General features: G+C 71.2%; 20 protein-coding genes. 8 read left to right on the top strand and 12 right to left on the bottom strand.

Annotated elements, in window-relative coordinates; all coding sequences use genetic code 11:
- Positions 1-13 precede the first annotated feature (13 nt).
- The 6 genes from ACGFW6_RS01635 to ACGFW6_RS01610 form a co-directional block, all read right to left on the bottom strand.
- Entirely contained in the window at positions 14-724 is a 711-nt protein-coding gene (locus ACGFW6_RS01635; RefSeq protein ID WP_393503304.1) for an RBBP9/YdeN family alpha/beta hydrolase, read from the bottom strand.
- Entirely contained in the window at positions 721-2,079 is a 1,359-nt protein-coding gene (locus ACGFW6_RS01630; RefSeq protein ID WP_393503302.1) for an MFS transporter, read from the bottom strand. The genes ACGFW6_RS01635 and ACGFW6_RS01630 overlap by 4 nt, the downstream gene beginning before the upstream one ends.
- 132 nt (positions 2,080-2,211) lie before the next feature.
- On the bottom strand, positions 2,212-3,126 hold the full coding sequence (locus ACGFW6_RS01625; protein WP_393503299.1) for a TauD/TfdA dioxygenase family protein: 915 nt from the start codon (positions 3,124-3,126) through the stop codon (positions 2,212-2,214).
- A gap of 47 nt (positions 3,127-3,173) precedes the next feature.
- Entirely contained in the window at positions 3,174-4,148 is a 975-nt protein-coding gene (locus ACGFW6_RS01620) for a quinone oxidoreductase family protein (protein ID WP_393503297.1), read from the bottom strand.
- A gap of 61 nt (positions 4,149-4,209) precedes the next feature.
- A complete protein-coding gene (locus ACGFW6_RS01615) occupies positions 4,210-5,262 on the bottom strand; it encodes a 3-keto-5-aminohexanoate cleavage protein (RefSeq protein ID WP_393503294.1) in 1,053 nt (350 codons plus the stop codon).
- Between the two features lie 339 nt (positions 5,263-5,601).
- On the bottom strand, positions 5,602-6,615 hold the full coding sequence (locus ACGFW6_RS01610) for an AraC family transcriptional regulator ligand-binding domain-containing protein (protein ID WP_393503292.1): 1,014 nt from the start codon (positions 6,613-6,615) through the stop codon (positions 5,602-5,604).
- Between the two features lie 167 nt (positions 6,616-6,782).
- Between ACGFW6_RS01610 and ACGFW6_RS01605 the strand changes: the two genes are divergently transcribed.
- Together ACGFW6_RS01605 and ACGFW6_RS01600 are read left to right on the top strand one after the other, a co-directional pair.
- Positions 6,783-7,850 carry a TauD/TfdA family dioxygenase gene (locus ACGFW6_RS01605; protein WP_393503290.1) on the top strand — a complete coding sequence of 356 codons (1,068 nt, stop codon included), beginning with the start codon at positions 6,783-6,785 and terminating at the stop codon, positions 7,848-7,850.
- A complete protein-coding gene (locus ACGFW6_RS01600) occupies positions 7,847-9,340 on the top strand; it encodes a long-chain fatty acid--CoA ligase (protein WP_393503288.1) in 1,494 nt (497 codons plus the stop codon). Before ACGFW6_RS01605 ends, ACGFW6_RS01600 begins: the two co-directional genes overlap by 4 nt.
- 10 nt (positions 9,341-9,350) lie before the next feature.
- Here ACGFW6_RS01600 and ACGFW6_RS01595 read toward each other — a convergent pair whose 3' ends face one another.
- Entirely contained in the window at positions 9,351-9,722 is a 372-nt protein-coding gene (locus ACGFW6_RS01595) for a DUF2255 family protein (RefSeq protein WP_393503286.1), read from the bottom strand.
- A gap of 92 nt (positions 9,723-9,814) precedes the next feature.
- Positions 9,815-10,699, bottom strand: a complete 885-nt coding sequence (locus ACGFW6_RS01590) for an aldo/keto reductase (RefSeq protein ID WP_393503284.1) — start codon at positions 10,697-10,699, stop codon at positions 9,815-9,817.
- A 541-nt stretch (positions 10,700-11,240) separates the two neighbouring features.
- Here ACGFW6_RS01590 and ACGFW6_RS01585 point away from each other — a divergent pair.
- Complete coding sequence (locus tag ACGFW6_RS01585; RefSeq protein WP_393503282.1) at positions 11,241-12,137, top strand: helix-turn-helix transcriptional regulator; 897 nt, start codon at positions 11,241-11,243, stop codon at positions 12,135-12,137.
- Positions 12,138-12,162: 25 nt separating this feature from the next.
- Positions 12,163-13,182, top strand: a complete 1,020-nt coding sequence (locus ACGFW6_RS01580) for an aldo/keto reductase (RefSeq protein ID WP_393503280.1) — start codon at positions 12,163-12,165, stop codon at positions 13,180-13,182.
- On the opposite strand, the gene ACGFW6_RS01575 is transcribed toward ACGFW6_RS01580, so the two are convergent.
- Positions 13,156-13,590, bottom strand: coding sequence for a MerR family transcriptional regulator (locus ACGFW6_RS01575; RefSeq protein WP_393503278.1), 435 nt, complete (start codon positions 13,588-13,590; stop codon positions 13,156-13,158). The two genes, ACGFW6_RS01580 and ACGFW6_RS01575, sit on opposite strands and share 27 nt — an antisense overlap.
- 28 nt (positions 13,591-13,618) lie before the next feature.
- Here ACGFW6_RS01575 and ACGFW6_RS01570 point away from each other — a divergent pair, with 28 nt between their 5' ends.
- The 3 genes from ACGFW6_RS01570 to ACGFW6_RS01560 all read left to right on the top strand — a co-directional run bounded on the left by ACGFW6_RS01570 (position 13,619) and on the right by ACGFW6_RS01560 (position 16,312).
- Positions 13,619-14,443: a methyltransferase domain-containing protein gene (locus ACGFW6_RS01570; RefSeq protein WP_393503276.1), complete on the top strand. Its 825-nt coding sequence runs from the start codon at positions 13,619-13,621 to the stop codon at positions 14,441-14,443.
- Positions 14,444-14,509: 66 nt separating this feature from the next.
- Complete coding sequence (locus ACGFW6_RS01565; RefSeq protein ID WP_393503274.1) at positions 14,510-15,385, top strand: MOSC domain-containing protein; 876 nt, start codon at positions 14,510-14,512, stop codon at positions 15,383-15,385.
- A 66-nt stretch (positions 15,386-15,451) separates the two neighbouring features.
- Entirely contained in the window at positions 15,452-16,312 is an 861-nt protein-coding gene (locus ACGFW6_RS01560; protein WP_393503273.1) for an oxygenase MpaB family protein, read from the top strand.
- A gap of 16 nt (positions 16,313-16,328) precedes the next feature.
- Here ACGFW6_RS01560 and ACGFW6_RS01555 read toward each other — a convergent pair whose 3' ends face one another.
- The 3 genes from ACGFW6_RS01555 to ACGFW6_RS01545 all read right to left on the bottom strand — a co-directional run bounded on the left by ACGFW6_RS01555 (position 16,329) and on the right by ACGFW6_RS01545 (position 20,935).
- Positions 16,329-17,822: an APC family permease gene (locus tag ACGFW6_RS01555; RefSeq protein WP_393503271.1), complete on the bottom strand. Its 1,494-nt coding sequence runs from the start codon at positions 17,820-17,822 to the stop codon at positions 16,329-16,331.
- Entirely contained in the window at positions 17,819-19,375 is a 1,557-nt protein-coding gene (locus ACGFW6_RS01550; RefSeq protein WP_393503269.1) for a GMC family oxidoreductase, read from the bottom strand. The genes ACGFW6_RS01555 and ACGFW6_RS01550 overlap by 4 nt, the downstream gene beginning before the upstream one ends.
- A gap of 93 nt (positions 19,376-19,468) precedes the next feature.
- Positions 19,469-20,935, bottom strand: coding sequence for an aldehyde dehydrogenase family protein (locus ACGFW6_RS01545; RefSeq protein ID WP_393503267.1), 1,467 nt, complete (start codon positions 20,933-20,935; stop codon positions 19,469-19,471).
- Between the two features lie 227 nt (positions 20,936-21,162).
- Between ACGFW6_RS01545 and ACGFW6_RS01540 the strand changes: the two genes are divergently transcribed.
- Entirely contained in the window at positions 21,163-21,651 is a 489-nt protein-coding gene (locus tag ACGFW6_RS01540) for a VOC family protein (RefSeq protein ID WP_393503265.1), read from the top strand.
- The last annotated feature ends 38 nt before the right edge of the window (positions 21,652-21,689 follow it).

Below are 21,689 nucleotides of genomic sequence, written 5' to 3'. Positions count from 1 at the left end.
GCCGCACAGGGAATCAGTTCCGGCTCTGTTCCAGCTCGCCGAGCAGCTCCTCGGCGTTGGGCCACGGGCCGTGGCCGGAAGCGGGGTTGAGGTGACCGACCGCGCCGAGTTCCACGAGACGGCCGGCCCAGTTCCGGGCCAGCTCGGTGACACGGTCGAGGGCGCCCAGTGGATCGTTCGAACTCGCCGCGACGATCGTGGGGAAGGGCAGCGGGGAGCGGGGTACCGGCGTCCAGCCGTTCTCGGCGAGCACCTCGGGGGTGGGGTAGCCGTCGGGCAACGGTGTCTCGAAGTCCGGTGGGGTCACCAGCAGGGCACCGAGCACCTGGGCCCGGTGCCGCCGGGCCCAGTGGACGGTGGTGATCACTCCCGCGCTGTGGGCGACCAGCACCAACGGGCCGGCGACGGCCGAGATCACCTGGTCCAGCGCGGCGACCTGGCTCGCGCGGCTGAGCCGGTCCTGCGTCAGCGGGGGAACGGTGCGGACCGCACGCCCCGCTTCGGACAGCCGGGCGGCCAGCAGGGTCTGCCAGTGTTCCTCGACGTGGTCGCGCAGACCGGGGACGATCACGATCACCGGCTCGCCGCCACGGCCCCCGACGCTCGTCCGGTTCACCTCCGTCGTCCCGGTCACGTCGGCCGTCCGGCCCTTGTCGGCCGTCGGGCTCTCGTCGGCCGTCGGGCTCTCGTCGGTCGCCCGGCTCTCGTCGGTCGCCCGGCTCATGAGGCCACCTCCGACGTGGTCTCCGTCGGCGCCGGCACCGGCGCGAGGCCGGTCAGACGGCGCAGATCGCGGTCGTAGTGGCGGCGGCCGATCAGGAGGCAACCGGTGGCCGCGATCGCCACCAGCGGGACGAGCTGGAGCGCGCCGAGCAGTCCGAGCCGGTCCGCCAGGGCGCCCGTGACCGCGGGGCCGGGGGCCAGGCCGAGCAGGCTCTGGGCCAGCGTGAGCGTCGCGAACGCCGTGGCGGCGATGGCCGCGGGCGTCAGGTTCGCCACCATGGCGGCGCCCGGCCCTGCCGTTCCCGCGCACAACAGGGCTCCGAATGCCAGGACCAGCAGCTGCGTCTGACCGGCCGGCAGGCGGAACGCGGTCATCAGCAGCACGAGTGAGCCCACGCTGCAGCCGATGGCGACGGTCCACTTGTGGATCGGGGCGCGTCGGCTGATCCGGTCGGAGGCGATACCGCCGAGGATCATGCCGATGCCGATGACCAGGGCGAAGAGGCCGGCGGTCGCGCCCGCCTCTGCGGTGGGCATGTCGTAGTAGCGGTTGAAGTAGCTGGGCAGCCAGGCGATCAGGGCGCCCGCGATGAACAGCTGCAGACCGCTGCCGATGTAGGCACTGACGACGGAGACGGAGGAGAACAGCCGCGGGAGGAGCACGCGGAGGGCGGCGCGCCCGTCGACGCCTCCCCGGTCGTCGTCGGCCGGGGCCTTCCGCGCGGTCAGGCGCTTCTCCGTGACCACGACGGCGTAGACGCCGGCGAGCACCAGGCCGAAGACGCCCATCCCGCCGAACGCCCAGCGCCAGCCGTACGCCTGGGCCACGGCACCGCCGATGGACATGCCCAGGACCGAACCGAAGGCGCCGCCCGCGATGAACGCCCCCGAGAGGGTCGCCCGCAGTGCGGGCGGGAAGACGCTGAGGACCACGGCGATGCCGACACTGCCGTAGGCGGCCTCGCCGATGCCGACGCAGAGCCGGCCGACGAACATCTGGCCGTAGCTCGCCGCCACCGCGCAGCCGAGCGTCGCCAGGCTCCACATCGTCGCCGCGACGACCAGGAATCGCACCCGGCCCCAGCGGTCGGCCAGCAGGGAGAGGGGGAAGGTGAGCAGACCGACCATCAGTGCCACGATGCCGCTGAGGGAGCCCAGTTGGGCGTCCGAGAGCAGCCAGTCGGCCTTCAGCATCGGGAAGACGGCGTTGAGGACCTGCCGGGACATGTAGTCCGAGAGCAGGAGCCCGAAACTCAGTGCAAAGACGACCCAGGCATAGCGCCGGGACCCGGGCCACTCCGCAGGACCGGAACCGGTTCTGCCGGGCGCGGGTTCCGCAGTGGTGAGAAACCCCATTGTCATCACCTCGACTGCTCTTGACGGAAAGGAGAAAGGGCCGGAGGGGGCGGCGGGCCGGCGGAATGAACGAAGTGCCGGCAGGAAGGGAGGCCGGCTGAAAGGGGAAGCGCCGGCGGAACGAGAGAAGCGTCAGAACGGACGGTCGCCGACGATCCCGGCGCGCTCCATCTTGCGGACGGCCGGCCAGTAGTCCTGGACGGCGTAGTGCTGGGTGGAGCGGTTGTCCCAGATGGCGACGCTGTTCGGCGTCCAGCGCCAGCGCACCTGGTACTCGGGGACAGCGGCCTGGCTGATCAGGTAGTTCAGCAGTAGGCCCGCGCCGGGGGCGTAGTCCTGCCCGAAGCGCACGTTCCCGGGCGTGTGGTAGTTGACGAAGTGCGTGGTGAAGGCGTTGACGAAGAGGATCTGTTCACCGGTCTCGGGGTGCGTGCGCACCACGGGATGCTCCGCGTCGGGGAACTGCGCCTTGAGGGCGTGACGCCTCTCCTGCGGCATGACGGCGCCGAACGTGGCCTCGATGCTGTGGCGGGCCCGCAGGTCCCGGATCTGGATCCTGATGTGCTCCGGCAGCCGGCGGTGGGCCTCGGCCATGTTGACCCAGATCGTGTCGCCGCCCACCGGGGGCGACTCGACGCAGCGTAGTACGGCGCCCATGGAAGGGTTCCCGCGCCAGGTGCCGTCGGTGTGGAGCGCGTTCTCGTAGTGCTCCGCCGGGCTGTCCAGGTCCTTGTAGATGCGCACCAGGCCGGGGTGGTCGGGGTCGCTGCCGGCCACCGGGTGGTCCTCCAGCGGACCGAAGCGCTCCGCGAACGCGACGTGCTCGGCGCGCGTGATGTCCTGATCCCGTAGGAACAGCACCTTGTAGCGCAGGAGAAGGGCCTTGATCTCCGCGAAGAGCTCTTCGTCGCGTGCGGCGTCGCCGAGGTTCACGCCGCTGAGTTCGGCGCCGATGGTGCAGGTCAGGGGCTCGACATGGATCGAGCCGAGGGAGTGAGCGCGCACCGGCGAGGGCGCGCCTTCCAACGAGGCGAGAGTCTTCTCCATCGTGGTTCCTCCAGGAGAGGGTGTGGCGGGCGTGATCCCGCTGGGGCTCAGAGGACGAAGACGGACGATCCCGTGGTCCGTCCCGACTCCAGCTCGACGTGCGCCTGTACGGCGTCCTCGAGCGCGTAGCGCTGGTTGATCTCGATGGCGATCCGGCCGGAGGCGACGTGGTCGAACAGCTCGCCCGCCAGCTCCGCCCGCTCCGCCGGGTCGGCGATGTAGTCGGCGAGCGCCGGCCGGGTGACGAACAGGGAGCCGCCGACGGCGAGTTGCATGGCGTCGATGGGAGGCACGGGCCCGGAGGCCGTACCGAAGCAGACGAGCAGACCGCGGCGCCGGAGCGAGGCGAGCGAGGCGGCGTACGTGGTGCGGCCGACGCTGTCGAAGGCGACCGGGACGCCGGCGCCGTCGGTCAGTTCGCGCACTCGCTCGGCCACGTTCTCGCGCCGGTAGTGGATGACGTGGTCGCAGCCGTGGGCGCGGGCCAGCTCGGCCTTCTCCTCGGTGGAGACGGTGCCGATGACGGTCAGTCCGAGCAGCTTGGCCCACTGGCAGACGATGAGGCCGACGCCGCCCGCCGCCGCGGTCAGCAGGATCGTGTCGCCGGCCTTCAGCGGGTGGATCCTGCGCAGCAGATACGCGGAGGTGAGGCCGCGCATCGTCATCGCCGCGGCCGTCTCGAAGCCGATGCCGTCCGGCAGCCGGATCAGGGAGTCGGCGGGCATGACGCGTTGCGTGCTGTAGGCGCCGAGCGGACTTCCGGTGTACGTCACCCGGTCGCCGTCGGCGACGTGGGTGACGCCCTCGCCCACCGCCTCCACCACTCCCGCGGCCTCGACGCCCAGCCCGGCGGGCAGCCGCGCCGGATACAGGCCGCTGCGGAAGTAGGTGTCGGCGAAGTTGAGTCCGACGGCCTCGTGCCGGATCCGGACCTCGCCGGGGCCGGGGTCGCCGACGACGACCTCCTCCCAGCGCAGGACGTCGGGACCGCCGGTCTCCTTGAAGCGAATGGCGTGAGCCATGGACGTACTCCGTTGTTCGTGAGAGGTGGGGCGAGGGTGCGCCGGTGGTGGTGTGCCTTGATCAGGCGTCGCGGAGCATGAAGCCGCGCCGGCCGGGACGGCGGTTGGGCACCATGCCGAGGCGGGCCAGCGTCTCGTCGGCGTCGGAGTAGTACTCGCCGAGCTGGTAGATCCTCTTGGCCTCGGCCCCGGTCGCGATGTCGCGGCCGAGGGCCTCGGAGATCTGCACCATCTGCTCGACCTGCTCGACGGTGGTCATGCGCTCGCCCTTGCGCCGCCAGAGGTTGTCCTCGTTGCCCACGCGCACATGGACGCCGAGCGCGATGCCGATCGCGTTCATCGGCGCGACGGCGCGCATGGAGCTCTCGATGGTGAGGACGGCGCCGTCCGGGGTGCGGCGGACGAACTCGATCAGGTCGGCGGGGTGGCGGCCCGCGAAACCACCGCCGATGGCCACGTAGTTGAGGATCAGCGGGCCCGTGTGGATGCCGGCCCGGATGAGCCGTTCCACGGTTTCGAGCTGCGCCAGTGTGGCGAGTTGGAAGTGCGGCTGGATGCCGTTCGCGTGCAGCCGCTTCAGGTGCTCCAGATAGAAGTCGGGGCCCGCCTCCACGACCATGTCGCGGTACGCCTTGTAGTACTCCGGCTTCGCGATCGAGGTGCCCTCCAGGTCGTCGTCGGTCATGATCTCGACGATGTTCATCTGGCTGGTGTTGATCGCGATCGTGACCTGGTCCGGCGCGGGGGTGAGGTCGGCCAGCAGGTGACGGGTGTCGTAGCTCAGCCACTTCGCCTCGCTGCCCTCGTCCTCCGGGGCGAAGGAGATCGAGCCGCCGATCTGCAGGACCATGTCCGGCACCGCCTCGCGCAGCCGGCCCAGCAACTCGTTGAACATGGACATCCGCTTGGAGCCCTTGCCGTCGAGCTCACGTACGTGGATGTGGAGCACGGTGGCTCCCGCGTTGTAGCAGTCGACGGCCGCCTGGACGTGCTCGTCCATCGTCAGGGGAAGGTCGTCGGCGTCCCCGGGCAGCCACTCCGGCCCGTAGGGAGCGGCCTGGATCACCAGCTTCTCCTGGTTCTCCGGGAAGAGTGAGTCGTCGTGGAAGTGCACGGTCCGTCTCCTTCGTGCGATCGGTGATCACCCGCCGGGGACATCGCCGAGGGGCGATGCGAGAGGCCGAGATGTCCGGCGGGGATCGATGCGGGTCACCGGGGGACAGGGGCGAGAAGGGGCCCCGGTAGGTTCGACCGGGCCCGGAGGAGAGGTGCACAGGGGAAGTGCACCGGCTCCTCCGGCGGCCGACCGCGTCTCTGCGGTGCTGCCAAGGTAGGGGCGCGTTCCGGTGACCGCTTGACGCTCAGGGACGGATAACTTGTCATTTGGGGACATCGAGCGGGGCGTGCGGAGCGTGCCCCGCTCGACCGGTACGAGTCCGTTCCGCCTCGGATATCAGTCCTGGCCAGGGAGTTGCTGCCGGTTGCGCCACGCCCTCGGGCTGCAGCCGAACCGCTCGCTGAACCAGCGGGAGAACGCGCTCAGCGACGAGAAGCCCAGCAGGTCGGAGATCTCCGTGAGGGAGCGCCGCGGGCTCGCGACGAACTGTTCCGCGAGGTGCATCCGGGTGGCGTTGAGAAGCGAGGAGAACGTCTCGCCGGAGGCGGCCAGCTGCCGGTGGACGGTACGGCGGTCGACGCCCAGGCTGCGTGCGACCTGTTCGACCGAGCAGCGTCCGCTCGGCAGCAGCACCTCGATCAGCTCCCGCACCCGGTCCGCCACGGCGGTGTCCTTGGGGACCACGATCGACTCGAAGTACTGGCGGGCGTACTCCCGCAGCAGTGGGTCGGCCATCGCGTTGGGTGCGTCGAGGTCGGCGGCGTAGAAGACGATGCCGTCGAATTCGCGGCCGAACTCCACCTTCGGGCCGCACACGCGCCGGTGCGTGGTGGTGTCCGCCGGGGACGGGTGCCTGAACCAGACCGAGAGAGGCTGCCACCGGCTGTGCAGGAAGCCGCGCAGGATCCGGTGGAAGGCGGCGACGGCGAGTTCCGTGGCCTGCCGCGCCGGCATCGCCTCGCCGATCTGCAGGTCGACCTTCAGCGTGGCCAGCCCGTCTCCTTCGGACAACCGGGCGTGCAGGATCTCGTTGTACATGTGCTGATGACGGATCAGCAGCCCGAGCGCGCTGCGCACATCGGGTTCCTCACGGACGACCAGACTGACCGGGCCCAGATTGGAGAAGCGCCGCAGCTCCGCCATCAGCACGCCGAAGTCCTCGTGCCCGGAGGCGGCCGCCGACAGCTCCAGCAACTGCACGGCGGCCGCCCCGGAGATCCAGCGGTCCTGGACCGCCAGGGCGGCGGTGTCCAGGCCCACCTGCCTCATCTGCGCCTGCGGGTCGATACCGAGCGTGCGGCACAGCTCGACATAGCCGCTGAGGGCCGCGGTGCGGACCAGGGGTTTCATGGGCACACTCCCAGGCTCGCCCGCCCGTGTCCCGAAAGGAAAAGTCTCGTGTCACGCCAGGAAAAGCGAGGCGGGGAGGGGCAACCTAGCATGGCGCCGTTCACCGGCCCGGACCACGCGAGGCGACCGCCCCGGGCCGGTGAACGCCTGACGGTACGGAGGCGCACATGACCGGTATGACGGACGCAGGCCAGGCGCCGCACGCGCCCTGCTCGGGGCCCTCGGTGTGGCGTGGCGGCGATCTGGCGAGACGGCCCGAGGAGTGGACCGTGCGGCTCTCGCCGCACCAGCTGGCCGAGATCGACTCCGCTGTGCTGGAGGCGCGCAGACGTGACCTCACCCTGCTGAAACTGACGGCCGCCGACTTCCCGCTGCCCACGCTCGCCACCGAGCTGGAACGCATCGCCGGGGTGCTGGAGCACGGACAGGGCTTCGTCCTCGTCAAGGGTCTCCCGGTCGAGCAGTGGGGCGAGCCGGTCGTGAGCACCGTCCTGTGGGGTCTCGGCCGGTACCTGGGGCGGCCCGTCCCGCAGAACGCGGACGGCCACATGCTCGGCCACGTCCGGGACACCGGCCGCAGCCTGACCGACCCGGCGGCACGCGGCTATCAGACCCGGGCCGCGCTGCCGTTCCACACCGACGGGGCCGATCTGGTCGCGCTGCTGTCCCTGCGCGCGGCCCGCTCCGGAGGACGAACCTCTCTCGTCAGCGCGGCGGCGGTCCACGACGCGGTGGTGGCGCTCCGCCCCGATCTGGCCGATCGGCTGTACCGCACGCACTACTTCGACCGCCGGGAGGAGCACGCCCCAGGAGAGCCGCCGTACGCGGCCGCCCCGATCGCCGTGCGGCAGGGCGGCGCACTGAGCCTGTTCTACAACCGCTGCTACCTGGAATCCGCCCAGCGCTTCCCCCAGGTCCCGCGCCTGCAACCGGCCGACGTCGAGCTGTTCGACCTCATCGACGCCGTGGCGGACGCCCCCGGGGTCCGGCTCGACCTCGACCTCCGGGCCGGCGATCTGCTGCTGCTCAACACCCACACGATCATGTACGCGCGAGCGGAGTTCGAGGACCACGCCCAGCGCGAACGCAAGCGCCACCTCCTGCGGCTCTGGCTGGCCCTGCCGCACCTCCCCCGTACCGACGACGCCCGCGCGGGGATCACCCCGCGCGATGTGATCCGGCCCCGAAGCGCCGGATCGCCGACCGCGACGAACCCAAGGAGACAGTCGGCATGACCAACCTCGCCACGTTTCTTGTCGACTCCGCCGAGGCGCACGGCGACCGCGTCGCCGTGCGCCAGGACGACAGCACGCTCACCTACGCCGAACTGGACGACGCCTGCGCCAGAGTCGCCGCCCTGCTGCGCGACCGAGGAGTGCGGCCCGGCGACCGGGTCGCGCTGACCATGCCCAACGTCCCGCTGTTCCCCGTGATCTACTACGGCATCCTGCGGACCGGCGGCGTCGTCGTGCCGATGAACCCCCTCCTCAAGGCCCGCGAGGTGGCGTTCACCCTGCGCGACTGCGAGGCGCGGACGGCGGTGGTGTTCCCGTCGTTCGCGGACGAGGTGCTGAAGGCCGCCGCCGAGACCGGAACCGACTGCCTGGTGACCGAGGCCGGCGCCTTCGACGACATGCTGCGAGCCGTCGAACCGATGGCCGGCATCGTCGACCGGGCCCCCGACGACCCGGCCCTGATCCTCTACACGTCCGGCACGACCGGGACGCCGAAGGGTGCGGCGCTCTCGCACCGGAACCTGGCCACCAACACCGCCACCGCCGTCGAGACCCTGCTCCAGGCCGGACCCGACGACGTTCTCTTCGGCGGCCTGCCGCTCTTCCACGCGTTCGGCCAGACCTGCGCCCTCAACACGGCCGTCGCCGCGGGCGCCACCCTGACCCTGCTGCCGCGGTTCGAGCCGCGCCGGGCCCTGGAGATCATGGCCCGGGACGGGGTCACGGTGTTCCTCGGCGTGCCGACGATGTACGCGGCGCTGCTCCACGCCGAACTCCCCGATGCCTTCGACGCCCGGCGGCTGCGCCTGGCCGTCTCCGGCGGCGCCTCGCTTCCGATCGAGGTGCTGCACGGCTTCGAGCGGCGCTTCGGCGCCACCGTGCTGGAGGGATACGGGCTCTCCGAGACCTCACCGGTCGCCGCGTTCAACCACCCGGACCGCCCCCGCAAGGCCAGCTCGATCGGACAGCCCATCCGCGGAGTCGAGATGAAGCTGGTCGCCGAGGACGGCGGCGCGGTGCCGCCGGGCGAGGTCGGTGAGATCGCGATCCGCGGCGAGAACGTGATGAGCGGCTACTGGAACCGCCCGGAGGCCACGGCGGAGGCCATCCGCGGGGGCTGGTTCCACAGCGGTGATCTGGCCCGTGTCGACGAGGACGGCTTCTACTTCATCGTCGACCGCAAGAAGGACCTGATCATCCGCGGCGGGTACAACGTCTATCCGCGTGAGGTCGAGGAGGTGCTGTACGAGCACCCGGCGGTCGCCGAAGCCGCTGTCGTGGGCGTGCCCCATCCTTCCCACGGCGAGGAGATCGCCGCGGTGATCACGCTCCGGCCCGGCGCCCGGGCCACCGCCGAGGAGATCCGTGACCACGTCAAGGCCCGGGTGGCGGCGTACAAGTACCCCAGGATCGTGACCTTCACGGCCGAACTCCCCAAGGGTCCCACGGGCAAGATCCTCAAGCGCGAGATCGTGGTCACGAGTCCGTGAACCGGGGGAGTCAGCGTGGTTCGAGGCGGAGTGTGGACTCGCGGGCCAGGTCCGTCAGCACGTGCTCCACGATGCTCGTGTAGCGGCCGTACTTCTCCCGGTAGGCGGCGTCCACGGCGGCGTACTCGCCGGGATCCGCCCGGCGGAAGGTGACCTGCCGCTGTACGCCGCCGGCGTCGATGCGGCCCTGGTGGCGGGAGAGGGTGCCGCGGTACCAGGGGCCGGCGGTGCCCTTGACCGAACGGACGTAGACGTGGTCGCCGGAGCGGACCACCCACATGGTCACCGGGTCGCGCAGGGTGCCGTCGCCGCGCTCCGACCGGAGGTCCAGTTCCTCGGCCGTGCCGACCTTCGCCAGGTCGGCGTCGCTGAAGTTCGTCATGGTCTGCCTTTCGGAGGGGTTCACGAGGTCCGTGGGCTTCGGAGGGGTTCACGAGGTCCGGTGGGCAAGGGGTCCGCGGGCGTCGCCCGCCCTCACGCTTCGGGGATGGCGCGGCCGAAGTCGGCGAGCGTGACGGCCTCGGGTTCCGGGCCGCCGCGCCGACCCGTCTCCAGCGCGTCGAGGGCGGTGAGCTCGTCGGAGGTGAGTGCGAAGTCGAAGACGTCGATGTTCTCCGCGATCCGCTCGCGCCTGGTGGACTTGGGGATGACCGAGCGGCCCTGCTGCAGCCCCCAGCGCAGCAGCACCTGGGCGGGGCTCTTGCCGTGCGCCTCGGCGACGCGGGTGACGACCGGGTCCTGGAGCACGCTTGTGCGGTTCTCGCCGTAGCCCGGGTAGAAGGTGATCCCTCCGATGGGGGACCACGCCTGGTTGAGGATCTGGTGCGCGTCGTCGAAGTCGAGGACCGCGCGCTGCTGGAAATAGGGGTGGATCTCCAACTGGTTGACCGCGGGCACCACGGAAGTGGCCTTGAGCAGGGCCGTCAGGTGGTCGACCATGAAGTTGCTGACGCCGATGGCGCGGACCTTGCCGTCGGCGAGCAGCGTCTCCAGGGCACGGTAGGCCGCGAGGGTCTGCTCGAAGCGGGAGGGCAGGGCCTGGTGCAGGATCAGCAGGTCGATCCGGTCGACACCGAGCTTGGCGGCGCTCTTGTCGAAGCCGTGCAGGGTCTCGTCGTACCCGTAGTCGCTGATCCAGATCTTGGTCTCGACGAAGACGTCCTCACGGGCCACTCCGGAGTCCCGCAGCGCCTGGCCGACCTCGCGTTCGTTGCCGTACGCCGCGGCGGTGTCGATGTGCCGGTAGCCGAGCTCGAGCGCCGCCTGCACGGCGGCCCGGGTCTCCTCGGGCGGGGTCTGGAAGACCCCGAGACCGAGGGCGGGCATCTTGACGCCGTTGTTCAGGGTGAGGGTCTGCATCACAGGGACCTTTCGTTGCGGGTGGCGTGACAGCGCACGACGAGGGGGAGGACGGCCGCGGTCGCCGGTGCGAGCGCCAGCCGAGCCGGCGGGTGCAGCGCCCGTGCCGGCCGCGTTGTCGGAGGCCGAGTGGCCGGTGGCGGCCGCCACGGCGGTCAGCCCGCTCCGGCTCAGCTTGCCGGTTCACGGCCGCACCAGCACCTTCAGAGCCTCGCGCGCGCCGTGGACGTCGCCGGCTTGCTGCGGGAGGGCTGCGCGCACGGTGTTCCTTCGGATCGGGTTGCGGATCAGGGCCGGTCCCGGACTGCCGGTCCTCGGCCGTCTCCAGACAACCGCGCTCCGGTACGCGGGTGGGAGTCACTGCTCTTCCAGGTAATGGCAGTACCTCGCAGGGTCCCGCGGACGGACCTACGGTGAAGTCGCCGGCAGAGACACAGGCCGTCCGATCAAGAGGAGCCACCCCCGCCATGACCCCTGACGCATCCATCACCCGCTCCGCGTCCCCCGACAGCGGCGCGGAAGAGGCATTCGGGATCTGACAGTGCCCGGCACCGACAAGGAGAACCTGGCGGCCGAGGTACGCGAGTTCCTCCGCACCCGAAGAGCCCGGATCACCCCGGAGCGGGCCGGGCTGCCGGTGTACGGCGGAAACCGCCGCGTCGCCGGGCTGCGACGTGAGGAGGTCGCCCTGCTCGCCGGCATGAGCGTGGACTACTACGTCCGGCTGGAGCGCGGAAACCTGAGCGGCGCCTCCGACTCGGTGCTGGAGGGCCTCGCGCACGCGTTGCAACTCGACGAGGCCGAGCGCACCCACCTCTACGACCTGGCGCGCGCGGCCACGCCGTCCGGTCGGCGCGCCACCGTGACCGCGTCCCGCGTGCGGCCCACGATCCTGCGGCTGCTCGACTCCATGACGGATGTGCCGGCCTACGTACGCAACGCGCGCTTCGACGTCCTGGCCGCCAACGCACTGGGGCGGGCGCTGTACGCACCGGTCTTCGACTCACCGCTCTTCGTGCAGCGCGGGCCGGTCAACACCGCCCGCTTCCTGTTCCTGGACCCCGCGGCCAAGGACTTCTGGGCCGACTGGGACAAGGGGGCCGACGACTCGGTCGCCTTCCTGCGCACCGAGACGGGCCGCGCGCCGCATGACAAAGCGCTGACCGACCTGATCGGCGAGCTGACCACCAAGAGCGACGCCTTCGCTCACAGGTGGGCACGGCACGACGTGAAGTTCCACCGCTCCGGCGTGAAGAACCTCCACCATCCGCTGGTCGGTGATCTCGCGCTGCCGTACGAGGCGATGGACCTGCGGTCCGACCCCGGACTCCGCCTCAACTTCTACACCCCCGAACCGGATTCGCGGGAGCGGGAAGCCCTCGCCCTGCTGGCCGGCTGGGCGCGTACCGGCACGGCCGTGACCTCCCGGAACGACTGACCACACCGACGAGGAGAGACACCACATGCAGTACCGACCGCTCGGCCGCACCGGCGTCCAGGTCAGCCCGCTCTGCCTGGGCGCGATGATGTTCGGCCCCTGGGGCAACGCGGACGAGGCCGACTCCGTACGGATCATCCACCGGGCCCTCGACGCGGGCGTCAACTTCGTCGACACCGCCGACGTGTACTCCGCCGGTGTCTCCGAGGAGATCGTCGGCAAGGCACTCAAGGACCGACGCGAGGACGTGTTCCTCGCGACCAAGTTCTTCATGCCGATGAGCCAGGACGACCCCAACCAGCGGGGAGGATCGCGGCGCTGGATCATGCGCGCGGTCGAGAACTCCCTGCGCCGGCTGGGCACCGACCACATCGACCTCTACCAGGTCCACCGTCCCAGCCCGGACACCGACGTCGCCGAGACCCTCGGCGCCCTCTCCGACCTCGTCCGTCAGGGGAAGGTCCGCTACATCGGCTCCTCGTCCTACTCCGGCTCCCAGATCGTCGAGGCCCAGGGGACCTCCCGGCAGCGGCGCATGGAACGGTTCGTGACCGAGCAGCCGCCGTACTCGATCCTGGTCCGCGGCGTCGAGGAAGACGTGCTTCCCACCGTGCGCCGCCACGGCATGGGCACCCTGACCTACAGCCCGCTCGCCGGCGGCTGGCTCTCCGGCCGCTACCGCAAGGACACCTCGTCCGGCCCGGCCTCCACGGCGCGGCCTGCGGCCCGCTTCGACATGAGCAGCCCGGCCAACCAGCGCAAGCTCGACGCCGTGGAACAGCTCGCGGTCCTGGCCGAGAAGGCCGGGCTCACCCTGATCGAGTTGGCTGTCGCCTTCGTGATCAACCACCCCGGCGTGACCTCGGCGATCATCGGGCCCCGGACGATGGAGCAGCTCGACGCGTTTCTCCCCGCCGCCGACATCACCCTCCCGGCCGACGTCCTCGACCGCATCGACGAGATCGTGGCCCCCGGCGTGACCGTCAACCCCGCCGACAACAGCTACGGCGACTTCGAACTACGAGCCGACCAGCGGCGCCGCTGAAGCGACCCTCTCCCCGACGAGCCGTTCGTAGTTCGGGCACCGGGTGACGTCCTCGTGGGCGCAGTGCAGTCCGCCCTCGATGAACTCCAACGCCGCCTGGGCCGCAGCGATTTTCGATCGGAGGTCCTTGGCCTCGCGGTGGAGGATCTCGTGCCGGGTGCTGCGGTCGACGGTGGCGGACAGGGTCCTGATGGTGTCCAGGCCAAGGCCGGCCTCCCTGCAGAGGAGGATCACCGCTACGCGGGTGAGGTCGCCGGCGTCGTAGCGGCGGTGCCCGGCCGCGTCCCGTCGGGGATGCAGCAGGCCCACCGACTCCCAGTGCCGCAGGACGTGTGGGGCCAGGCCGAACCGTGCCGCGAGGGCGCCGATGCTCATCGCATCGGCGTCGCCGAGTTCGCTTGACTTCATGCCGACATTAAGTCGCAGCCTGGGATCCATGTCCAAGAACCAGGAAGCGGTGGAAGAGCACCGCGACATCGAGGCCCTGCTGGCCGTTCTCGACGCGGCGGACCGGATGCCGGGCGCCACCCGGCTGCGCGAGCGTTCCTACGAGTTGCTGTCTGCCGTCCCGGGATCGAGCGTCGTGGACGTCGGCTGCGGAGCCGGGCGCGCTGTCGCCGAGCTGGCTGAGCGCGGCGTCCGGGCGGTGGGCGTGGACCCCGACCCGTGGATGCTGGCCGCGGCGCGACGAAGGTGGCCGGCGGCCGAGTTCCGGGAGGCGGGAGCGGAGGAGCTGCCGTTCGCCGACGGAAGCGTGCGCGGCTATCGAGCCGACAAGGTCTTCCACGTCCTGCGGAAGCCGGGGCGGGCGGTGGCGGAGGCGCGGCGCGTTCTGTGCCCGGGCGGCAGGATCGTCCTGGTCGGACAGGACTGGGACGCCATCATGATCGACTCGGATGACGCGGCCCTCACCCGCACGATCGTGCGCGCCCGTGCCGACCTCCTGGGCGCGCCCCGTGCCGGCCGCCAGTACCGCGGCCTGCTCTTGGACGGCGGTTTCGTCGACGTCAGCGTCGAAGTGCACACCAGCGTGTTCACCGACCCCACGATGCTGCCGCTGGTGACCAGGCTCGCCGAGCCGGCCTGTGCGAGCGGCGCCGTCGGCCGTGACCAGGCCGACGAATGGCTCGCCGAGCAGCGCCGACGCGCCGAGACGGACCGCTTCTTGGTCGCTGTTCCCCTCTTCGTGGCCGCTGCCTCCGCGCCGGAGCAGGAGGACTCCGGCCACCTGCAGAGGTCGGTGAGCGGCAGCGATCACTAGGCTCCACCGTTCACGATGCCCTGAGACACCGCATCTAGTGTGGCCGTCGACCGAAGGAGGCGGCGCATGGCCGATGTCATGGATCTGATCTGCTACCCGATCAAGGGATGCGCGGGCACGCCGATGAGCGACGCGCTCCTCACACCGGCGGGCCTCGCGCACGACCGCAGCTTCATGGTCATCAGCGAGGACGGGGTCTACCGCACCCAGCGCCGCCACCCCCGCCTCGCCCTGATCAGGCCCGCCATCAGCGCCGACGGTACGCGGCTCACACTCGACTCGGCCGACTCCACGGGCCGGCACGGCGCGGTGCACCTCGACGTGACCACGTCCGCGCCGCGCCGCGACATCGACCTGTTCGGGGCCGCCTTCCAGGGAATCGACCAGGGTGACGACGCCGCCGCCTGGCTCTCCGAGATCCTCGGCACCCCCAGCCGGCTGGTCCGCGTGCCACCGGAGCACGACCGGATCGCCGAGGGACTGACCCCCGGTCCCTCCGGCTACGCCGACAGCAGCGCCGTCCACCTGCTCTCCGGCGCCTCCCTCACCCTCCTCAACCAGCGGATGGCTCAGCGTGGCGCCCCGCCCCTGCCCATGAACCGCTTCCGCCCGAACATCGTCGTCGACACCCGCCCCGGCCCCGGCCATGACAGCGGTGGCGACTGGGCGGCCGTGCCGCACGCCGAGGACCGCGCACGCCGCATCACCATCGGCGAGGCCGAGCTGGGATACGCCAAGCTCGCGGTGCGCTGTGCGGTCACCCTGGTCGATCAGGAGGCCGGGGCGCGGCAGGGGCGGGAACCCCTGCGGACGCTCGCGACCTACCGGCGAGGGGCGAGCGGAGGCGTGGTGTTCGGCGCGAAGTTCTCCGTGCTACGGCCCGGGAAACTGTCGGTCGGCGACGAGGTGGTCGTCCAGGAGTGGGGCGACTCCGAGAGGTGAGGACACAGCACTGGGATTCGGCGGGACATGGCGGACACTGGGCAGCAGGGAGAGGGGAGGCCGACCGTGCTGACCGTAGTCCGCGAACAGCTGGGACAGGCCCTGTTCCGCCGCGTCGCCGGCCCCGACGGACCGGCCGCGCGCGCCCGCATCCACTACACCCCCGGCCCGCGCTGGTTCGGACCCGACCGTCCGATCCGTACCGTCCACGGTGACGCCTCGATGTTCATCGGCGGGCTCAGCGCGCTGCTCCTGCAGTCCCTGCATCCGCTCGCCATGGCGGCGGTGGCCGGGCACTCCGGGTACCGAGGCGATCCGTGGGGACGCCTGCAGCGCACCAGCACCTTCCTGGCCGTGACGACGTTCGGCACCGCCGGGGACGCCCAGCAGGCGGTCGACCACGTCCGGGGCATCCACGAACGCATCCGCGGGACGACAGCCGACGGCACGCCCTACCACGCGGCCGATCCGCATCTGCTCGCCTGGGTGTACGCCGCCGAGACGGACAGCTTCCTGCGGGCCCACGAACGCTTCGGAGCCCGACCTCTGGACGCCGCCGGTTACGACGGCTACGTCGCCGACACCGCGCGCGTCGCCGAGGCGCTGGGAGTGATCGACCCGCCACGAGACCGGCGCGAGCTGACCGAGTGCCTGAACGCCTACCGGCCCGAACTGCGGACCACGTCCCAGGCCCGGGCCGCCGCCCGCTTCCTGCTGTTCCAGCCGCCCCTGCCGCTCGCGGTGCGGCCCTTCTACGGCGGGCTGGCCGCGAACGCCGTCGCGCTGCTCCCGCGGTGGGCCCGCGGCATGCTGTGGCTGCCCCGGGTGCCGGTGGTCGAGAGCCTCGCCGTACGTCCCACCGGCCAGGCGCTGACCCGCGCCATCCGCTGGGCGATGACCTCGCAGCGCCAGTCCCGCCCGACCTGAGAGGGCCGGCGCCCGATCACACGGGATGCTGGTCCGAGGACGGACGCCGGTTCTCCGGTACGGCGTCACCGGCGGGGGCGTCGCCGCGGCCGTAGTGGTGGGTGGTGAACATGTAGAGCAGGCCGGAGACCAGCACGACCGCGCCGCACAGCAGGACGATCCAGTTCTCCCACCAGGACTTCTCCGGTGTGCGGGCCCAGGAGATGTTGATGATGGCGAGGATGCCGTAGACCAGCGCCGCGACGTTCACCGCGAGGCCCCAGCGGCCCAGGGTGAACTCACCGGCCGGACGCCAGCCCTTGAGCCGGGCGCGCAGCGCTGCCAGGACCACCATCTGGAACGAGCCGTAGATGCCGAGGATCGCGAACGAGACGATGTTGGTGAGGGCGTCCTCGGAGAGCAGCGAGGCGAAGGCGATGAGCAGCGGCACCGCGGCGGACACGAACAGCGCGTAGCCGGGCACCGCGCGGGCGTGGGAGAACCGCCGCAGCAACTGGTGCCCGACGATCATCTCGTCCCGGGCGTAGGAGTAGATGAGCCGCCCGGCGGCGGCCTGAAGGCTGATGGTGCAGGACAGGAACGAGATCAGGACCACGGCCATCACCAGCCGCGCCCCGGTCTCGCCCATGGCGTCGTACAGCACGTCCACCACCGGGTCGGCCTGCTCGCCGGAGATGATCGCGTTGAAGTCGGTGACCGACAGCAGCAGCGACATGCAGGTGAACGTGGCCGCGGCGCCGCCGATGTAGATCGTGCGACGCATCGCCCGCGGAATGACCCGGCCGGGGTGGGCGACCTCCTCGGCGGTGTCGCCGCACGCCTCGAAGCCGTAGTACTGGTAGAGGCCGATGATCGCGGCGGCCAGGAACGCGGGCAGATAGGAGCCGTTCTCCTCGATGCCGTACGTGTCGAAGATGATGCCGAGGTTGTGGTGGCGGTGCGTGGTCAGCAGGTAGATGCCGACGACGAGGGCGCCGATCAGCTCGCCGCCGAAACCGATGATGGCCGCCGCCGACAGTGCCTTGGTGCCCATGTAGTTGATGAGGATGGCGACGACGATGAGGACGGCGGTGCACAGCACGGTGGTGTGCACGGTGGCGTCGAAGCCGAAGAGGATCGCGATGTAGGGACCGGCGCCGTACGCGACGGACGTGATCGTCACCAGCAGGGCCCACATGTACACCCAGCCGGTCATCCACGCCCAGCGCTTGCCCCACAGCCGCCGGGCCCAGGGGTAGACGCCGCCCGCGATCGGGTACTGGGCGACGATCTCACCGAAGATCAGCGCGACGAGGAACTGACCGCAGCCGGCGATCAGGAACGCCCAGACCATCGGCGGTCCGCCCTCGACGATGGCGGTGCCGAAGAGGGTGTAGGTGCTCACCACGGGGGAGAGGTAGGTGAAGCCGAGGGCGAAGTTCGCCCAGGGGCCCATGTCCTTGCGGAACTCCGAGCCGGGCTCGCCGCCCGGGACGCCGGACGTGGCTGCGGGCGGCTGGGTACCGGTCATGGCCGCGCCCCCCGTCCCGCGGTGATCAGGTCGGTGGCGCGTTCGGCGGCGAGCAGCACGGTCACCATGGGGTTGATGGTGGGCATCGTCGGGAACACCGACGCGTCGACGATCCGCACGCCATCGAAGCCGCGCAGTCTCAACTCCGGGTCGCAGACGGCCATCGGGTCGTCCGGGGCGCCCATGCGGCACGTGCCCGCCGGGTGGTAGACGGTGTGTGCCGCGCGGCGGCCGTACTCCGACAGGTCGGCGTCGGAGACGACGTCCGGGCCGGGCGCGACCTCGCGGACGAGCCAGTCGCGCAGCGGGTCGGTGGCGGCGACCTCGCGGGCGACCTTGAGACCGTCCACGACGGTGCGCTCGTCATGTCCCTCGGGGTCGGTGAAGTACCGGAAGTCCAGGGCGGGATGCTGGGACGGATCGGCGCTGCGCAGCCACATGCGGCCGGTGGAGCGAGCACGCGGCACGTTCGGCGTCATGCACACTCCGTGCTGCGGCACGGGGTAGCCGAGACGTTCGGTGTTGACGGTGAACGGCACCTGGTAGAAGTGGAACATCAGGTCGGGGCGGGGCTGGCCCTTGTCGCGGCGCAGGAACAGCCCGGCGTCGGAGTCCATCGCCGATTGGGGTGGCAGCGGTCCGGCGGTCTCCCAGACGATCACCGACTCGGGGTGGTCCAGCAGGTTCTCCCCCACGCCGGGCAGGTCGGCCCGTACACGGATGCCCAGGCCGCGCAGGTCGTCGGCCGGGCCGATACCGGACAGCATCAGCAGGCGCGGGGTGTCGATGGCTCCGGCGCACAGCAGGAGTTCCCGCTCGGCGCGCACGGCGGCCGGCTCCCCGTCGGCGCCGCGGACGGCGACCCGGGTCAGCCGGCCGGAGTCGTCGGTGAGAAGTCGGTGGGCCCATGTCTCCAGCAGCAGCGTGAGGTTGGGCCGGTCCAGGACGGGGTGGAGGTAGGCGACGGACGCGGAGGAACGCAGATTGCCCTGCGGCTGGTAGGCCAGCGAGAAGAAGCCGGCGCCGTCGGCGAAGGGTTCGGCGTTGAAGTCGTCGACGACGGGGACGCCGAGTGCGCGCGCGGCCGCGGTCACGAAGTCCTTGGCGATGGGATTGCGGTCCGCCTCGGCCACCGGGACGATCTCGGTGAGCAGCCGGTCGCGGTACGGCAGGATCGTCGACGGCTCCCAGCCGGCACAGCCCCGGCTCACCCAGTCGTCCAGGTCCTGGGGCAGCGGCAGGAAGCTGATCAGCGTGTTGTGGGAGGAACAGCCGCCGAGCACCCGGGCCCGTGAGTGCAGGATGTGGGAGTTGCCGCGCGGCTGCTCGACGGTCGTGTAGCCGTAGTCGAACTCCGAGCCGAGCAGGTTGATCCAGTTGCGCAGGCGCAGGATGCGTTCGTCGCCGACGTCGCTGGGGCCGCCCTCGATGACGCAGACGCGGCAGTCGGGGTCCTCGCTCAGCCGGGCGGCGAGCACACAGCCGGCGGTGCCTCCGCCGACGATGACGTAGTCGTAGGCGGACTCGGGGCCGTGCGGGGTGGTGGGGGCCATGCGGTGCCCTTCTTCGTCGGCCGTTGCGCAGAGGGGCGTACGGTCGGTGTGTGGTGGTCGTCGCGCCATGACGGGCGCTGCGGAGCCCGGGCGTCAGCCCTTGAACCAGCCCGAGCGAGCCGGCGCGAGGTTCTGGTAGATGTGCTTCGCCTCCTGGTACTCGCGCAGCCCGGTGGGGCCCAGTTCGCGTCCGACGCCGGAACGGCCGAAGCCGCCCCACTCGGCCTGCGGCACGTAGGGGTGGAAGTCGTTGATCCACACGGTGCCGTGCCGCAGCCGCTGCGCGACGCGCTGGGCGCGGCTCGCGTCGGAGGTCCACACGCCGCCGGCCAGGCCGTAGCGGGTGTCGTTGGCCAGTTCCACCGCCTCGTCCTCGGTGCGGAAGCGCTCCACGGTGACCACCGGGCCGAAGACCTCCTCCTGGACGATGCGCATGGAGCGGTCGCAGTCGGCGAAGATCGTCGGCAGCAGGAAGAAGCCGCGGTTCAGGGCCGGATCGTCCGGGCGGGTGCCGCCGGTGACGAGCCGGGCGCCCTCCTCCCGCCCTACGGCGATGTAGCTCTCGACCTTCTCGCGGTGCTCGGCGGAGCTGAGCGGCCCGCTCTCGGTGCCCTCCTCCAGGCCGTTGCCGAGCCGGATCGCCCGCGCGCGGTCGGCGTAGGCCTCGACGAACCGGTCGTGCAGCGCGTCCTCGACCAGCAGACGCGAACCGGCCGAGCAGACCTGACCGGAGTGCAGGAAGGCGGCGTCCAGCGCGTAGTCCACGGCGGCGTCGAAGTCGGCGTCCGCGAAGACGATGTTGGGGTTCTTGCCGCCCAGTTCCAGTGCGATGTTCCTCGGCCCCTCGGCGGCGCTGGCCATGATGGACCGTCCGGTGGACAGGCCGCCGGTGAAGGACACCAGGTCGACGTCGGGGTGGCCGGTGAGGGCGGCGCCCACGGTGGCCCCGGAGCCGAGCACCAGGTTGGCGACGCCGCGTGGTGCGCCGGCCTCCTCGATGAGGCGGAGCATGGCGATCGTGGTGAGCGGTGTGGTCTCGCTGGGCTTGAGGACGAAGGTGTTGCCGGCGGCGAGGGCGGGGGCCACCTTCCACGACGCCTGGAGCAGCGGGTAGTTCCAGGGGGCGATGAGCGCGCACACCCCGACCGGCTGGTAGACGACGCGGCTGAGGACGTCCGGGCCGACGTCCACGACCCTGCCGCCGTCCTTGCCCGCGAGTTCGGCGAAGTAGCGGAAGGCGTTCGCCACGTCCTCCACGTCGATCCGGCCCTCGGTGAGCGTCTTGCCGGTGTCGAGCGTCTCGGTGCGGGCGATGTCCTCCTTGTCGCGCAGCAGCAGATCGCGGACGCGCAGCAGGAGGTCGGCCCGGCGGCGCGAGGGGGCGTTCGCCCAGTCCCCCTCGTCGAAGGCGCGCCGGGCGGCGCGGACGGCGCGGTCCACGTCGGTGGCGTCGGCCTCGTCGACCGTGGTGATGACGGAGGCGTCGTAGGGGTTGACCACCTCGCGCCGCGCACCGGCCGCAGCCTGTGTCCACTCACCGTCGATGTACAGCTCACCCACCGCGGGCCTCCTTCGCGTCCGGCCGGGACCGATCGATCGGTTCGACGTTCAGCAACATGGCCCATCGCACGGGCGGCGGCCGCGGGACGCACCGCCGGGATCGCGTCGGGGTGGCCCAGAGGACCCGGGTGGGCTAGTGGCTCCGCTCGGATGGTTGACCAGGGCGGTGTCCAAGATCCGCTCCCGCGGCCGTGTTGATCTGCGCGCGAGGATGTCCGTCCCCCACCATGACAGGAAATGTCCTTTCTGTCTGGAGGTCTCCCGTGCAGCCTGACGGCTTTCCCGCCCCGGATTCCGGGCTCCTGGTCACTCATTTCCTGACGGTCGCCGACGTGGCCCGCTCGCGTGCCTTCTACAGCGACGTCCTCGGCGGTGAGGTGGTGCTGGAGGAGAACCCCTGCACCGTCCGGCTCGCCAACGGATGGATCATCATGAACCCGGGCGGCGGCCCCACCCCGGACAAGCCCGACGTCACCCTGCGTCCACCCACCGACCCGACCACGGTCAGCAGCTTCCTCAACCTCCGCGTCGCCGACATCGAGGCCTGCCACCGGGAGTGGAGCGCGAAGGGCGCCGAATTCCTCACGCCGCCGATCGATCGCGGGGCCGAGGTGCGGTGCTACGTGCGTGACCCGGACGGCTATCTCATCGAAGTCGGCCAGGCCACAGGCATGTTGCACGGCGTCTACGCCGACCCGCCCGCCGGCACGAGCTAGTGCTGCGCCGGGCACCGTCCGCCCTGCTGCCGGCCGGT

The organism is Streptomyces sp. Y7 (assembly GCF_043195415.1).
Lineage (GTDB): Bacteria > Actinomycetota > Actinomycetes > Streptomycetales > Streptomycetaceae > Streptomyces.
This window is presented reverse-complemented; position numbering and strand designations above follow the sequence as displayed.

Excerpts from the sequence above, each read along its gene's own strand:
- ACGFW6_RS01635 (WP_393503304.1), bottom strand. The coding sequence starts at position 724 with ATGAGCCGGGCGACCGACGAGAGCCGGGCGACCGACGAGAGCCCGACG.
- ACGFW6_RS01630 (WP_393503302.1), bottom strand. The coding sequence starts at position 2,079 with ATGGGGTTTCTCACCACTGCGGAACCCGCGCCCGGCAGAACCGGTTCC.
- ACGFW6_RS01625 (WP_393503299.1), bottom strand. The coding sequence starts at position 3,126 with ATGGAGAAGACTCTCGCCTCGTTGGAAGGCGCGCCCTCGCCGGTGCGC.
- ACGFW6_RS01620 (WP_393503297.1), bottom strand. The coding sequence starts at position 4,148 with ATGGCTCACGCCATTCGCTTCAAGGAGACCGGCGGTCCCGACGTCCTG.
- ACGFW6_RS01610 (WP_393503292.1), bottom strand. The coding sequence starts at position 6,615 with ATGAAACCCCTGGTCCGCACCGCGGCCCTCAGCGGCTATGTCGAGCTG.
- ACGFW6_RS01605 (WP_393503290.1), top strand. The coding sequence starts at position 6,783 with ATGACCGGTATGACGGACGCAGGCCAGGCGCCGCACGCGCCCTGCTCG.
- ACGFW6_RS01600 (WP_393503288.1), top strand. The coding sequence starts at position 7,847 with ATGACCAACCTCGCCACGTTTCTTGTCGACTCCGCCGAGGCGCACGGC.
- ACGFW6_RS01595 (WP_393503286.1), bottom strand. The coding sequence starts at position 9,722 with ATGACGAACTTCAGCGACGCCGACCTGGCGAAGGTCGGCACGGCCGAG.
- ACGFW6_RS01590 (WP_393503284.1), bottom strand. The coding sequence starts at position 10,699 with ATGCAGACCCTCACCCTGAACAACGGCGTCAAGATGCCCGCCCTCGGT.
- ACGFW6_RS01580 (WP_393503280.1), top strand. The coding sequence starts at position 12,163 with ATGCAGTACCGACCGCTCGGCCGCACCGGCGTCCAGGTCAGCCCGCTC.
- ACGFW6_RS01575 (WP_393503278.1), bottom strand. The coding sequence starts at position 13,590 with ATGAAGTCAAGCGAACTCGGCGACGCCGATGCGATGAGCATCGGCGCC.
- ACGFW6_RS01570 (WP_393503276.1), top strand. The coding sequence starts at position 13,619 with ATGTCCAAGAACCAGGAAGCGGTGGAAGAGCACCGCGACATCGAGGCC.
- ACGFW6_RS01565 (WP_393503274.1), top strand. The coding sequence starts at position 14,510 with ATGGCCGATGTCATGGATCTGATCTGCTACCCGATCAAGGGATGCGCG.
- ACGFW6_RS01555 (WP_393503271.1), bottom strand. The coding sequence starts at position 17,822 with ATGACCGGTACCCAGCCGCCCGCAGCCACGTCCGGCGTCCCGGGCGGC.
- ACGFW6_RS01550 (WP_393503269.1), bottom strand. The coding sequence starts at position 19,375 with ATGGCCCCCACCACCCCGCACGGCCCCGAGTCCGCCTACGACTACGTC.
- ACGFW6_RS01540 (WP_393503265.1), top strand. The coding sequence starts at position 21,163 with ATGACAGGAAATGTCCTTTCTGTCTGGAGGTCTCCCGTGCAGCCTGAC.